The following is a 15021-nucleotide window of genomic DNA, read 5'->3' as shown; positions in this document are numbered from 1 at the left end:
AGCAATAAGTTGCCTCTTTTTATCTTCATTCAGCACAATCTTTGCAACTAAAAGGAGCCTATGATGGTTACAGTTGTCAGCAATTATTGTCAATTATCTCAAACCCAACTCTGTCAGACATTTGCAGAAAAATTTACTGTGACCGAGGAATTACTGCAGTCTTTAAAAAAAACAGCGTTATCCGGAGATGAAGAAAGCATTGAGTTACTGCATAATATTGCGTTAGGTTATGATGAATTTGGAAAAAAAGCTGAAGATATTCTTTACCATATTGTTAGAAACCCAACAAATGATACCCTATCGATTATCAAGCTTATAAAAAATGCCTGTTTAAAATTATATAATTTGGCACATACCGCAACCAAACACCCCCTCAAATCACATAATTCAGATAATCTCCTGTTCAAAAAACTATTCTCCCCTTCGAAATTAATGACAATTATCGGTGAGGACATTCCTCTCATATCAGAAAAACAGTCGCTTTCAAAGGTACTTTTAAATGATAAGAATAATGAACTGAGCGATGGTACAAACTTCTGGGATAAAAATCGTCAATTAACCACGGATGAAATAGATTGCTATCTTCAGAAGATCGCCGCTAATGCAAAAAATACTCAAGTCAATTATCCTACTGGTCTCTACCTCCCCGATTCCAACAGCACTTACCTGGAAATCGCTCTCAATGATAATATTAAGAGCGATCCATCATGGCCGAAAGAAGTCCAGTTATTCCCCATAAATACTGGCGGACACTGGATATTAGTTTCGCTACAAAAAATAGTTAATGAAAAAAATAACACACAACAAATAAAATGCGTCATATTCAACTCATTACGTGCACTAGGCCATGATAAAGAAAATTCACTTAAGCGTGTCATTAATAGTTTCAATTCTAAATTCATGGGGGAAATGCCGAATAATAAGAATATAATAGATCATTTAACTGAACAAGAGATAACATTTTTACATGCCGATCTTCAGCAATACTTAAGCCAAAGTTGCGGTGCATTTGTGTGCATGGCAGCCAAAGAAGTAATTGAACAAAGGGAAAGCAATTCTGACAGCGCTCCCTATACGTTATTAAAAAACTATGCTGACAGATTTAAAAAATATTCAGCAGAAGAGCAGTACGAAATTGATTTTCAACATCGACAGGTAAACAGAAATTGTTATTTAGATAAATATGGCGATGCAAATATCAATGATTATTATAGAGACTTAGAAATAAAACACTCACAACCCCAAAATAGAGCATCAGGCAAAAGAGTAAGTTAACATCATTGTTAGTCAATTCGACCAGTCAGCAAATATGCTGACTGATCGAACATAGTTTGCTAAAAAGTCATCACGGACTGATGCCAGTCACACCATCCGCCAGTTCAACCAGGCGAATAAATTCCGCCCTGTAACCCTGTGGATCTTCCCCTTTTGCCTGCTGAGCCCACTGTTTTATCTGCTGCCATGAGATTTCGTCCAGGTATTCAGAACCGCGTAACTTTTGCCCATATGCAGCTACTGCTGCGCGAAAACGCATATCTTCAGAGGGCGCGTTTATTATTGGCCCCAGCGGGAATTCAACTAACTGACTTTCTTTTCCCTGCGGGTATTTCCAGCGAATTTTTAACCAGGCCAGTTCTTTCGTTTTGTCCGATTTCGCTGATTTGTTATCCGGGGCATAGCGTAACTTATCAATTGATGCTTTTTGCCCGTTCAGCGTTAATTCAAATAACAACGTTATATGTTTGCCTGCGCCAATATCCCCCGCATCAACGTTGTCGTTATTAAAATCTTCCGCCCGAAGTTGGCGCTTTTCATAACCAATCTGACGGTATTCCGTTACCCACGCGGGGTTAAACTCAATTTGCGCTTTGACATCTTTTGCTACGGTAATCAACGTCTGCCGCATTTCACTGTTCAATACTTTCTGCGCTTCAGAGAGGGTATCAATGTAGCTGTAGTTACCGTTGCCAACATCGGCAATTCGCACCATCATTGCCTCGTTGTAATTGTCATCCCCCACGCCAAACGTCGACAGAGTAACACCGGACTCCCGCTGTTTTTTGACCATTGATTCAATCGATTTTGGATCGTCAATACCAACGTTAAAGTCACCGTCAGTGGCCAATAAAATGCGATTGATACCGCCCTTAATAAACCCCTTCGCCGCCTGCTGATAAGCCAGTTCCAGCCCGGCACCGCCATTGGTACTGCCTTCGGCATCCAGCGAATCAATTGCGGCATTAATTTCCGCCTTATGACTCCCGGAGATAGAAGGCAATGCAATACGGGAGTCGCCAGCGTAGGTCACGATAGCAATGTTATCCTGCTCACGAAGTTCTTTGACCAATAATTTCAACGAAGACTGGATAAGTGGCAAACGTTCATCAGAAATCATTGAACCAGAAGTGTCGATAAGAAAGACCAGATTAGAAGCTGGTAACTCTTCACTTTTGCGATCTTTCGCCAGGATATCAACTTTCAGCAATGTTCGCTGTTCATTCCATGGCGCAGGTGCCAATTCGTAGCGCATAGCGAAAGGTATTGGCTTAGAGGCCGGAATAGATTGTTTGTCTTTGATATCCCAATCAGACGGGAAATAATTGACTATCTCCTCCACCCGCACAGCGTCTGGCGGAGGTAACAGCCCTTGATTGAGGAAACGCCGTACATTCGCATAACTGCCAGTGTCAACGTCAAGACTAAACGTCGCCAACGGATTTTGCGCTACCTGCTTAACCGGATTATCATCGAACTGCTGATAGCGAGCGGTTCCTGGATTTGCGACATGTGTAGCTTTTGCTTTAGCCGCTCTTGCAAATGTTGGCGCTTCCTGCAATCGCCCCTGTAAAGCCTGTTTGTCTGAATATTGTTGCACTTCTTGCTGGGCCAAGACTTTCGCGGCGGCGGCGCTTTGCTCAGCCTCTTTTATTGCAGCTTGCTGCGCGGCAAGCACTTGCTGCTCTGTTGGAGTACTGGGTTGTTGTTGCTGACTTTCCTTATTCTCAGGTTCCGGCCCACATCCTGACAAAATCAAACTACTCATAAGCAACATGATTATATTTTTATTTCGCATATAAAATCCTTTTAAATAAACTCAGGCACCAGACATAAAATATACTCTTTGTATAATCCTGCTAATCTTAATAAAATACAATATCGAAACCTATAACAAATAATGATTCAATAACGCAACCCATTAATAATTTGCATATGAAAAAAATAAACTTTGCTTTTATTATATTAATTCTGTTTTCACTCCCTCTGATTATTTTTTACCAACCCTGGGTCAATGCATTACCGCCAACGCCCCGACACACAAGTCCTGAGCAATTAGAAAAAACAGTTCGTTATCTTACACAAACTGTGCATCCCCGTAGTGCCGACAATATTGATAATCTGAAAAGGTCCGCAGAATATATAAAAGAGGTCTTTATCAGTAGCGGTGCCAGCGTTACCGCGCAGGACGTCCCCATTACGGGAGGTCCCTACAAAAACATTGTTGCTGATTATGGTCCTGCCGATGGACCGCTGATTATTATTGGTGCGCACTATGATTCTGTCAGCAGTTATGAAAACGATCAATTGACCTATACGCCGGGCGCGGATGATAACGCCAGCGGCGTGGCAGGATTACTCGAACTGGCACGTTTGTTACAGCAGCAAGCACCGAAAACTGGCGTGCAGCTGGTCGCCTATGCGTCGGAAGAACCGCCCTTCTTTCGTAGCGATGAAATGGGGAGCGCGGTACATGCAGCTTCGCTTGAGCGTCCAGTTAGATTAATGATAGCGCTGGAGATGATTGGCTATTACGACTCTGCGCCTGGTAGTCAGGATTACCCTTACCCGGCAATGTCCTGGCTTTATCCCGATCGGGGAGACTTTATTGCCGTGGTCGGCAGAATGCAGGATATCAACGCCGTTCGTCAGCTAAAAGCGGCATTGTTGTCATCTCAGGATTTATCTGTTTATTCTATGAATGCCCCAGGGTTTATTCCCGGTATTGATTTCTCTGATCACCTTAATTATTGGCAACACGATATTCCCGCCGTAATGATTACCGACACCGCTTTTTATCGTAATAAACAATACCACTTGCCCGGTGATACCGCAGACAGATTGAATTATCAGAAAATGGCTCAGGTAGTGGATGGGGTTATAACTTTGTTATACAACAGTAAATAATAAAAATTTCTCGAGGCGGGTCCAGAAAAAGCGACATGTACATTTTATTTTCCCTCGTCTGTTTTAAGATGCGAAACATGAAATTCAACGGAGGAAAATAAAATGGGAATGATTGGCTATTTTGCAGAAATTGACTCAGAAAAGATTAACCAACTTCTTGAGTCTACTCAAAAACCTTTGATGGATAATATACATGACACGCTTTCAGGATTACGCCGACTGGATATTGATAAACGCTGGGATTTTTTACACTTTGGGCTGACAGGCACCTCTGCTTTTGATCCCGCGAAGAATGATCCGCTGAGTCGTGCCGTGCTTGGTGAACACAGCCTCGAAGATGGCATAGATGGATTCCTGGGATTGACCTGGAATCAGGAGTTAGCCGCGACAATCGACCGACTGGAAGCTCTTGACCGAAATGTGCTGCGTAAACAGTTTTCCATTAAACGACTCAATGAAATGGAGATTTATCCGGGAGTAACCTTTTCAGAAGAGTTAGAGGGGCAACTCTTTGCTTCGATCATGCTCGATATGGAAAAGCTGATTAGCGCGTATCGACGTATGCTGCGGCAAGGGAATCATGCGCTGACGGTTATTGTTGGGTGATGGGGGTCAGGGCACCAAAAAAAACCGCCGAACTTGTCGGCGGCTTTCTGACTTACGAACTGACAGCTTACATCAGCGGCATTGCTAACCGCACAATGCTAATCAGCGGTTGCGGCCATACACCCAGCACCAGTACCAACAGTGCAGAGATCAGCACCACGATACCACCCGCGCTGTACTGCCAGTTTGACGGTGCGTCGCGACCCGGTTGCTCCGGGGCGTGCAGGTATAAGCTCACCGCTACGCGCAGGTAGTAGTAGAGGCCGATTGCCGAACCGACAACCACCGCACCCACCAGCCACCACAAGTGTGCCTGGACACCGACCGCCAGCACATAGAACTTACCGATAAAGCCCAGCGTCATTGGGATACCCGCCAGTGACAGCATCATCACCGTCATCACTGCCGCGAGGATCGGACGATGCCAGAACAGACCGCGGTAAGAGAACAGGGAATCAGCATCCGGGCCACGATACGGGCTGGACATCAGGCTGACCACGCCGAACGCGCCGAGGCTGCTGAACAGATAACCGGCCAGGTAAACCCCTACCGCTTCCATCGACATCTCGCCAGTTTGCAGCGCAATCAGCGCCACCAGCAGATAGCCGAGGTGAGAGATAGATGAGTAACCGAGCAGACGTTTGATATTGGTCTGGCTCAGCGCCATCAGGTTACCGAAGATGATAGAGGCAAAGGCGATAATCGCCAGCACCACGCGAATCGCTTCGCTGTCGCCCACTGGTGCGTAAAGGAACAGACGCATCACCACGCCGAAGATAGCGATTTTGCTCGCCGTCGCCAGGAAAGTGGAAACCGGCGCAGGCGCGCCCTGGTATACGTCTGGCGTCCACAGGTGGAACGGCACCAGAGAGAGTTTGAAGCCAAGGCCAACAATCATCAGGCCGAAACCTGCCAGCAACAGCGGCTCGTTGAGCATACCGTCGCCGAGGTTTTTACCCAGCGCGACAAACGACAGGTCGCCAGACTGCGCATACACCAGCGCCATACCGAACAGCAGGAAAGAAGACGCTGCGGCAGAAAGGATAGTGTATTTGATACTGGCTTCCAGCGAACGTTTCTGGCGGAAAGCGTAACCGACCAGGCCAAACAGCGGCAAAGAGATCAGTTCAATACCGAGGAACAGAGACGCCAGATGGTTGGCATTCGCCAGCAGGATCCCGCCCAGCGCGGCAATTAACACCAACAGGTAGAACTCGTCCTTGTTGTCGTTATAGCCTTCAAGCCACGGGTAGGCGAAAGTACAGGTGGCGAGGCTCGCCAACAATACCAGCCCGGTGTAAAGCATGGCGAAACCATCAACGCGCATCAGCGGCGTAACGTCCATAGCGCCCGCCTGGCCGACAAACCAGAGCGAAACCAGCGCCGCGTTAAGCCCAATAACCGAGATCGTAGCGTTGAGGAAATGATTGCGTCGCCACGCAATGGAGAGCATCACAACCACCACCGTCAAGCCGACGATCAGCAACGGTAGCAGTGCGATCAGGTTTTGTGGAGTTATTGTCATGGCGATTTACGGCCTTGTAGTAGTAACGGAATTAACAAACCACTGCTGGATATTGCCAATCGCGGAGTGCGAGGTATCCAGAATCGGCTGCGGATAGAAGCCCAGCAGTACCAGCAGCACCACCAGCAACAGGATCATAAACAGCTCACGCAGCGACATCCCTGGCAGTTCCTGGCTGGCAATCTGGCTTTTCGCTTTACCGAAGTAAGCGCGATGCAACATCGCCAGCGAATAAACAGATGCAAAGACCAGCCCAAAGGTAGAGATAACGGTAATCACCGGGACAACCTGGAAGCTGCCGAACAGAATCATAAATTCGCCGACGAAGTTACCGGTGCCCGGCATCCCAAGCGTTGCCACCGCAAAGAACAGTGACAGTGCTGGCAGCCATTTCATTTTGCTCCACAGACCGCCCATCATGCGCATATCGCGGGTATGGATACGCTCATAAAGCTGACCGCAGAGAATAAACAGACCCGCCGCCGACAAGCCGTGAGCAATCATCTGAATGACCGCGCCCTGGTAGGCTAACTGGCTGCCGGTGTAGATAGCAATCAGCACGAAGCCCATGTGGGAAACCGAGGTGTAGGCGATCAGACGTTTGATATCGGTCTGGGCGAAGGCCATCCACGCACCGTAGAAGATGCCGATAACACCCAGCCACATAGCGATTGGTGCAAACTCTGCCGACGCGTTCGGGAACAGCGGCAGGGAGAAACGCAGCAAACCGTAAGCGGCAGTTTTCAGCAAGATCCCCGCGAGGTCAACGGAACCGGCGGTCGGAGCCTGGGAGTGCGCATCCGGCAGCCAGCCATGCAGCGGAACCACCGGCATTTTCACCGCAAATGCGATGAAGAAGCCCAGCATCAGCAAATATTCCACGCCGTTAGACATTGGCGTATTCAGCAGCTCTTCATAGTTGAAGGTCCAGACGCCAGTCGCATTGTAGTGAACAAAAACCAGCGCCAGGATGGCGATCAGCATCACCAGACCACTCGCCTGGGTGTAAATGAAGAACTTGGTTGCCGCCGTGATACGCGTTTTACCGTCAGAGGCTTTATGCCCCCACAGTGCGATCAGGAAGTACATCGGCACCAGCATCATTTCCCAGAAGAAGAAGAACAGGAACATGTCGATGGCAAGGAACACGCCGATAACGCCGCCCAGGATCCACATCAGGTTGAGGTGGAAGAAGCCCTGATATTTTTCGATCTCTTTCCACGAACAGAGTACCGCCAGCACACCGAGCAGACCGGTCAGCACGACCATCAGCAGCGATAGCCCGTCAATGGCGAGATGGATAGAGATACCAAAACGCGGGATCCACGGCATGTCGAATTCAGACTGCCACTGCGGAATTCCGGCGGATTGCGTCAGTGAATAACCGCCCTGCAACCACAGTTGCAGCGACAGCGCCAGCGTCAATCCCATGGTGATCAGCGCGATCCAGCGCGGCACCTTGACGCCAAAGCGTTCGGTCTGCCAGCACAGGAAGCCGCCGATAAAGGGAATTAATATTAGCCAGGGTAGTAACATGGCGATCTTTATTCCTTGTAAAAGTCCCGTCAGGACCGGATTTTCAACGAATTCTCACGACAGAAAATTCTCTTCGGATTGTGGTTGTAGTGTCGGATGCGCCGCGAAGGCGGCTTATCCGACCTACGTTCTTATATGCCCAGGGGCAAGCCCACAATCCTTAACTCAACGCAGTACCATCAACAGTGCCAGCACCACGACCGCACCGATGCTCATGGATGCCACATACCAGCGCAGATAACCGTTCTCGCTTAACAGCAGACCTTTACCTGCAAAGCGGGAAAGGACAGCCGGGATGTTCATCATTGAGTTCAGCGGATCGCGTTTCAGCAACCAGGCAATACCCAGGAACGGCTTGACGAACACTTTGTCGTACAGCCAGTCAAAGCCCCAGGCGTTGTACCACCAGGTACCCAGCAGACGGCCCGGCGCACTGTTGGCGATGGAGGTCACCAGAGTACGTTTACCCAGCCACAGCCAGGCTGCCAGCAGAATACCAACCACCGCGACCACGCCAGAGGTAATTTCCAGGGTCAACATGCTGCCGTGCGCCAGTTCCGTAGTTTGCGGAAGCACGCCCTGCAGCGGCGGTACAATCAGTGCGCCAACGAAGGTGGAAAGGATCAGCAGCACAATCAGCGGCAGGCTGTGAGTAATCCCTTTCACGGCGTGAGCGTGAATTTGTTCTTTCCCGTGGAAGACGATGAAAATCATACGGAAGGTGTAGAGAGAGGTCATAAACGCACCGACCAGACCTGCCACCATCAGATTGATATGACCATTCGCCATCGCACCAGCGAGGATCTCATCCTTACTGAAGAAGCCCGCAGTAACCAGCGGCAGTGCCGACAGTGCTGCACCACCCACCAGGAAGCAGAGATAAACCAGCGGAATAGATTTACGCAGACCGCCCATCTTGAAGATGTTCTGTTCGTGATGGCAGGCCAGAATGACGGAACCGGATGCCAGGAACAGCAGCGCTTTAAAGAACGCGTGGGTCATCAAGTGGAAAATCGCCGCATCCCATGCCTGTACGCCAAGCGCAAGGAACATGTAGCCAATCTGGCTCATGGTGGAGTAAGCGAGAACACGTTTGATGTCGGTCTGTACCAGCGCGGCAAAACCGGCCAGCAGCAGCGTAACTGCCCCGACAATACCCACCAGATGCAGAACTTCTGGTGTCATCAGGAACAGGCCGTGGGTACGGGCGATCAGGTAGACACCCGCGGTTACCATCGTTGCGGCGTGGATCAGCGCGGAGACAGGTGTCGGGCCAGCCATCGCGTCGGCAAGCCATGTCTGCAACGGTAGCTGCGCAGATTTACCAACCGCACCGCCCAGCAGCATCAGCGTCGCCCACATCAGCATGTTATTGCCGTCAGCAAAGTGCGCGGGTGCCAGTTCCACCATTTCACGGAAGTTCAGGGTGCCCAGTTCGTTGTAGAGAATGAACAGCGCGAAAGCGAGGAACACGTCACCCACACGGGTCACGACAAACGCTTTCATTGCCGCTGCGCCATTCTTCGGATCGGTGTAATAGAAACCGATCAACAGATAGGAGCACAGGCCCACGCCTTCCCAGCCGAGGTACATCAGCAGCAGGTTGTCGGCAAGAACCAGAACCACCATGCTGGCGATGAACAGGTTGGTGTAGGCGAAGAAGCGAGAGTAGCCCTCTTCACCACGCATATACCAGGAGGCGTACATGTGAATAAGGAAACCGACACCGGTGACCACCGAGAGCATGGTCAGCGACAGGCCGTCCAGCACCAGATTGAAACCGATGTTAAAGTCGCCTACCGACATCCATGTCCACAGCGGCTGGCTGTATGCCTGCTCGCCGTTAGCGAAGAAGTCAACGCCGATAAAGGCGGTTACCAGCGCCGCCAGGCCCACAGAGCCTACGCCCACGATCGCCGAGACATTTTCAGACCAGCGCCCACGGGAGAACGCCAGCAAGACGAAGCCAATCAATGGCAAAATAATGGTTAAGGCAAGCATGTTCATCCGCGCATCTCACTTACTGAATCGATGTTCAGGTTCTGGCGACGACGGTGAAGTTGCAGCAGCAGCGCAAGGCCGATACTCGCTTCCGCCGCCGCGAGGCTGATGGCGAGAATGTACATCACCTGACCGTCGGTCTGACCCCAGTAGCTTCCGGCGACCACAAAGGCCAGCGCAGAGGCGTTAATCATGATTTCCAGACCAATCAGCATAAAGAGCAGATTGCGACGGATAACCAGACCGGTTAAGCCAAGAACGAATAAGATTGCCGCGAGGATCAGTCCATGTTGTAAGGGGATCATGCGTGCTCCTCCGTTTTTCTTTTCGCGCTGTCGTCTTTACGATTGCTCAGCACTTCACCCGCACGCTCTTCACGACCGACGTGGAAGGCCACAACCAGACCAGCCAGCAGCAGCATAGAAGCCAGTTCCACCGCCAGTACGTAAGGCCCGAACAGCGTAATACCCACTGCTTTAGCACTGATTGGCGTACCGTCGATACCCTGATCGTTAACACCGAGAATGGCGTAAACAATCACCACCAGCATGATGGCTGACAAAATTGCCGGACCAATCCACACCTGCGGTTTCAGCCACTGGCGTTCCTGTTCGATTTCCGAACCGCCCAGGTTGAGCATCATCACCACGAACACGAACAGCACCATAATGGCACCCGCGTAGACGATAATTTCCAGCGCACCGGCGAAGTAAGCGCCCAGTGAGAAGAACACCCCGGAAATCGCCAGCAGCGAAATAATCAGGTACAGCAATGCGTATACCGGATTGGTATGGGTGATCACTCGCAAGGTCGCAAGTATGGCTATCAGGCCACAGATATAAAAAGCGAACTCCATTGCCCCTCTCCTTACGGTAACAGGCTCTTGACGTCGATAGGCTTGGCTTCGTTCTCTGCTTCGCCCTTATCTTTGCCGTCGATTGCCATACCTGCCATCCGGTAGAAGTTATATTCCGGGTATTTGCCCGGACCGGAGATCAGCAGATCCTCTTTCTCATAAACCAGATCCTGGCGCTTGTATTCCCCCATTTCGAAATCCGGGGTTAACTGAATCGCCGTGGTCGGACAGGCTTCTTCGCACAGACCACAGAAAATGCAGCGTGAGAAGTTGATGCGGAAAAATTCCGGATACCAGCGACCGTCTTTGGTTTCTGCTTTTTGCAGCGAGATACAGCCGACCGGGCAGGCGACCGCGCAGAGGTTACAGGCTACGCAACGCTCTTCGCCATCCGGGTCGCGGGTCAGAACGATGCGACCACGATAACGGGGCGGCAGATAGACCGGCTCTTCCGGGTACATTCGCGTTTCGCGTTTGGCGAACGCGTGCAGGCCGATCATCCAGATACTACGAACCTGGGTGCCGAAACCTACTAACAATTCTTTTAAGGTCATGGTCTTAGTGCCCCTTATTGCGCCTGCCAGAGAATGACAGCCGCCGTTACCAGCAAGTTGATCAGCGTCAGCGGCAGGCAGATTTTCCAGCCGAAGGACATTACCTGGTCATAACGCGGACGCGGTAACGACGCACGAATCAAAATGAACATCATCATAAAGAACGCGGTTTTCAGCGCGAACCAGATGAATGGCGGTAAGAACGGGCCTTGCCAGCCACCGAAGAACAGCGTCACCATCAATGCGGAGATGGTCACAATCCCGATGTATTCGCCCACGAAGAACAGACCGAACTTCATGCCGGAATATTCAATGTGGTAACCATCCGCCAGTTCCTGCTCGGCTTCCGGCTGGTCAAACGGGTGACGGTGACACACCGCCACGCCCGCGATGGCAAAGGTAATAAAACCAAAGAATTGCGGGATGACGTTCCACACGTGCGCCTGGCTGTTAACGATGTCGGTCATGTTGAATGAACCGGCCTGCGCCACCACGCCCATCAGGGAAAGCCCGAGGAACACTTCGTAGCTCAGGGTCTGCGCAGAAGCACGCATCGCACCCAGCAGCGAGTATTTGTTGTTACTTGACCAGCCCGCAAACAGCACCGCGTAAACCGCCAGACCTGCCATCATCAGGAAGAACAAAATCCCGATGTTCAGGTCGGCAACTACCCAACCCGGACTGACTGGCACAATCGCAAAGGCCAGCAGCAGCGAGGTAAAGGCAATCATCGGTGCCAGGGTAAAGATGACGCGATCCGAGAATTTCGGGATCCAGTCTTCTTTAAAGAACATTTTGATCATGTCCGCGACCAGCTGGAGCGAACCGCCCCAGCCAACACGGTTAGGTCCGTAACGGTTCTGGAACAGACCCAGCAGGCGACGTTCGCCAAAGCTCATGAATGCCCCGCAGGTGACAACTACCAGCAGGATCACCACCGCTTTGAGGATGGTCAGCAGGATCTCAATCAGTTCCGGTGATATCCAACTCATTGTTGTGCCTCCTTGAGATCCTCAAGATGCGCGCCAGCCAGCACCGGAGCAATACCGGACATGCCCATCGGCAAGCCCACCTGCCCTGCCGTCAGTCCTTCGGCGATTTCAACCGGCAGCGTGACCGTGTTGCCATCGTAACTAAAGGAGACGCGTGTACCCGCGTTCACTCCCAACTTCGCGGCATCCGCTGGGTTGAGTTTGATGTACGGTTGCGGCATACGGCTATGGAAGACCGGGGCACGCTGTGACAATTCATCGCTGCCAAACAGGTGGTAGTACGGCGCGATACGCCATTTCCCTTCCTGCGGCTGGAAGCGTGCCGGTACGCTGGTGAAGTAATCCAGACCGTTTTCGCTGGTTTCAAACAGACGCACGCCCGGATCGCCAAAGCGCAGTTTGCCGCCCACTTCGTCCTGGAATTTGTTCCACGCCTGCGGGGAGTTCCAGCCCGGCGCCCAGGCAAACGGCACTTGCGAACGGTGCGCGGTCGGCTGGTTGTTACCCTCCATCGAGAAGGTGAACATGGTGTCAATATCCTGCGGCTGACGCGGCTCATGAACGCTGATGTTGGCGCGCATGGCGGTACGACCACTGTAACGGTGCGGCTCACGGGCCAGTTTCTGACCACGAATACGGAATGTCGCATCCGGCGCAGCATCTTTGATACCTGCCAGTTCCGGGATTTTCGCCACAACAGCGTCAATCACATGGTCGAGCTGCGTCCAGTCCACTTCACGGCTCAGTAGGGTGCTGTGCAGCGAGTGCAGCCAGCGCCAGCTTTCCAGCATCACAGTTTTGCTGTCGTAATAAGCCGGATCGTAAACCTGGAAGAAACGTTGGGCACGGCCTTCATTGTTGATCACCGTACCGTCGCTTTCAGCAAAGCTGGCGGCAGAAAGCACCAGATGGGCGTTTTCCATGATCGCCGTGCGTTGATGGTCAACCACCATCACCAGCGGCGCTTTCGCCAGCGCAGCATTCACGCGGGTAGCGGAAGCGTGACGATGCAGATCGTTTTCCAGCACCACCACCGCGTCGGCGCGTCCGGTTTCCAGTTCGGTTAACGCTTCTTCAAGCGATCCACCGCCCATAATGCCCAGCCCCATGCTGTTGACGGAACGGGCAATCATGGTGATACCGACGTCAGCGCCGCGACCTTTCAGGGCTTTCGCCACGTTAGCCGCTGCCTGAATCACTTCAGCGCTACCAGCGTTCGTCCCGGAGATAATTAACGGTTTCTTCGCACCTGCCAGTGCCTGCACGATGACGTCGATTTTGCTTTGCAGTTCAGGCTCGATACCGTCAACCGCTGGCGCGGAGTTATCCAGAGCATGGGCAATGGCAAAACCTAAACGCGCCTGATCTTCAACCGGTGCGCGGTAAGTCCACGCCGCGATATCATCCAGACGGGTGTCATCAACGTTAGTCACAAACAGCGGATGCTTTGCACGTTGGCCAATGTTGAGGATTGCCGCAATCTGCCAGTCAGCCACTTTCTGTGCTGCCGCCATTTCGCGTGCTTTACCTTTCACCGCCTGACGCACTGCCAGCGCAACGCGCGCGCCGGTCTGGGTAACGTCTTCGCCCAGCACCAGTACCGCATCGTAAGATTCGATTTCGCGTAAGGCCGGAGTATAAATGCCGCCTTCGCGCAGAACTTTCAGCGCCAGTTGCAGACGTTCCTGCTCACCGTGAGCGATACCGGTATAGAAGTTTTCTTCGCCCACCAGCTCACGTAGCGCAAAGTTGCTTTCCACGCTGGCACGCGGAGAACCGATGCCGATGACTTTCTTCGACTGACGCAGAATATCTGCTGCGCCCTGCATTGCCTGCTCGGCGTTGAGGGTAATGAAATCATCGCCACGACGCTGTACTGGCTGACGCGGACGATCTTTCAGGTTGACGTAGCCGTAACCGAAACGACCTCGGTCGCAGAGGAAGTAGTGGTTTATCGTACCGTTGTAACGGTTTTCGATACGACGCAGTTCGCCATAACGCTCGCCGGGGCTGATGTTACAGCCGATGGAACATTGCTGGCAGATGCTCGGCGCAAACTGCATATCCCATTTACGGTTATAACGCTCGGAGTGCGTTTTGTCGGTGAATACGCCGGTCGGGCAAATTTCGACCAGGTTACCGGAGAATTCGCTTCCCAGGGTGCCGTCTTCCGGGCGACCGAAGTAGACGTTGTCATGTGCACCGTAAACGCCCAGATCTGTACCGTCAGCGTAATCTTTGTAGTAACGCACGCAGCGGTAGCAGGCGATGCAGCGGTTCATTTCGTGAGAGATGAACGGCCCCAGATCCTGATTGCGGTGGGTACGTTTGGTGAAACGGTAGCGACGGAAGCTGTGTCCTGTCATCACGGTCATATCCTGAAGATGGCAGTTACCGCCCTCTTCACATACCGGACAATCGTGCGGGTGGTTGGTCATCAACCACTCGACCACGCTTTCACGGAACTGTTTCGCTTCTTCGTCGTCAATGGAAATAAAGGTGCCATCGGAAGCCGGTGTCATACAGGACATCACCAGGCGACCACGCGTGTCTTCCGCGTTTTGGTATTGCTTCACCGCACACTGGCGGCAAGCACCGACGCTTCCCAGCGCCGGATGCCAGCAAAAGTAAGGAATATCAAGGCCCAGAGACAGACAAGCTTCCAGCAGGTTGTCCGCTCCGTTGACCTCGTATTCTTTGCCGTCTACATGAATTGTAGCCATTAGCATGCTTCCAGTTTTCTCAGTCAGAGACTGAGCGTTAATCGAA

General features: G+C 51.6%; 12 protein-coding genes. 3 read left to right on the top strand and 9 right to left on the bottom strand.

The genetic code is table 11. The features are described from left to right. The first annotated feature begins 60 nt into the window (after window positions 1-60). Entirely contained in the window at window positions 61-1275 is a 1215-nt protein-coding gene (locus BEB54_RS00800) for an ElaD/SseL family deubiquitinase (RefSeq protein WP_105276828.1), read from the top strand. 70 nt (window positions 1276-1345) lie between these two features. On the opposite strand, the gene BEB54_RS00795 is transcribed toward BEB54_RS00800, so the two are convergent. Further along, entirely contained in the window at window positions 1346-3073 is a 1728-nt protein-coding gene (locus tag BEB54_RS00795) for a vWA domain-containing protein (protein ID WP_105276827.1), read from the bottom strand. Window positions 3074-3210: 137 nt separating this feature from the next. Here BEB54_RS00795 and BEB54_RS00790 point away from each other — a divergent pair, with 137 nt between their 5' ends. Both BEB54_RS00790 and BEB54_RS00785 read left to right on the top strand, forming a co-directional pair. Further along, complete coding sequence (locus tag BEB54_RS00790; protein ID WP_088541263.1) at window positions 3211-4182, top strand: M28 family metallopeptidase; 972 nt, start codon at window positions 3211-3213, stop codon at window positions 4180-4182. Window positions 4183-4284: 102 nt separating this feature from the next. Next, window positions 4285-4788 carry a YfbM family protein gene (locus BEB54_RS00785; protein ID WP_105282108.1) on the top strand — a complete coding sequence of 168 codons (504 nt, stop codon included), beginning with the start codon at window positions 4285-4287 and terminating at the stop codon, window positions 4786-4788. 67 nt (window positions 4789-4855) lie between these two features. Here the strand turns inward: BEB54_RS00785 and nuoN are convergent, their stop codons facing one another. From nuoN to nuoG, 8 genes are all read right to left on the bottom strand, one after another. Then, complete coding sequence (gene nuoN, locus BEB54_RS00780) at window positions 4856-6313, bottom strand: NADH-quinone oxidoreductase subunit NuoN (RefSeq protein WP_088541262.1); 1458 nt, start codon at window positions 6311-6313, stop codon at window positions 4856-4858. A gap of 6 nt (window positions 6314-6319) precedes the next feature. After that, entirely contained in the window at window positions 6320-7849 is a 1530-nt protein-coding gene (gene nuoM / locus BEB54_RS00775) for an NADH-quinone oxidoreductase subunit M (RefSeq protein ID WP_000926437.1), read from the bottom strand. A gap of 165 nt (window positions 7850-8014) precedes the next feature. Further along, a complete protein-coding gene (nuoL, locus tag BEB54_RS00770; RefSeq protein WP_001056608.1) occupies window positions 8015-9856 on the bottom strand; it encodes an NADH-quinone oxidoreductase subunit L in 1842 nt (613 codons plus the stop codon). Further along, window positions 9853-10155 carry an NADH-quinone oxidoreductase subunit NuoK gene (nuoK, locus tag BEB54_RS00765; protein WP_000612644.1) on the bottom strand — a complete coding sequence of 101 codons (303 nt, stop codon included), beginning with the start codon at window positions 10153-10155 and terminating at the stop codon, window positions 9853-9855. The genes nuoL and nuoK overlap by 4 nt, the downstream gene beginning before the upstream one ends. Continuing rightward, the gene (nuoJ, locus tag BEB54_RS00760; protein WP_053918323.1) at window positions 10152-10706 is read right to left on the bottom strand and encodes an NADH-quinone oxidoreductase subunit J; all 555 of its coding nucleotides are present in this window, start codon (window positions 10704-10706) and stop codon (window positions 10152-10154) included. Before nuoJ ends, nuoK begins: the two co-directional genes overlap by 4 nt. Before the next feature lie 11 nt (window positions 10707-10717). Then, a complete protein-coding gene (nuoI, locus tag BEB54_RS00755; protein WP_000172749.1) occupies window positions 10718-11260 on the bottom strand; it encodes an NADH-quinone oxidoreductase subunit NuoI in 543 nt (180 codons plus the stop codon). Window positions 11261-11274: 14 nt separating this feature from the next. Next, window positions 11275-12252, bottom strand: a complete 978-nt coding sequence (nuoH, locus tag BEB54_RS00750; protein WP_000118503.1) for an NADH-quinone oxidoreductase subunit NuoH — start codon at window positions 12250-12252, stop codon at window positions 11275-11277. Next, complete coding sequence (nuoG, locus tag BEB54_RS00745) at window positions 12249-14975, bottom strand: NADH-quinone oxidoreductase subunit NuoG (protein WP_105277540.1); 2727 nt, start codon at window positions 14973-14975, stop codon at window positions 12249-12251. The genes nuoH and nuoG overlap by 4 nt, the downstream gene beginning before the upstream one ends. Between the last annotated feature and the right edge of the window lie 46 nt (window positions 14976-15021).

This window comes from Escherichia sp. MOD1-EC6021 (assembly GCF_002965245.1).
Classification (GTDB): domain Bacteria; phylum Pseudomonadota; class Gammaproteobacteria; order Enterobacterales; family Enterobacteriaceae; genus Escherichia; species Escherichia coli_F.
This window is presented reverse-complemented; position numbering and strand designations above follow the sequence as displayed.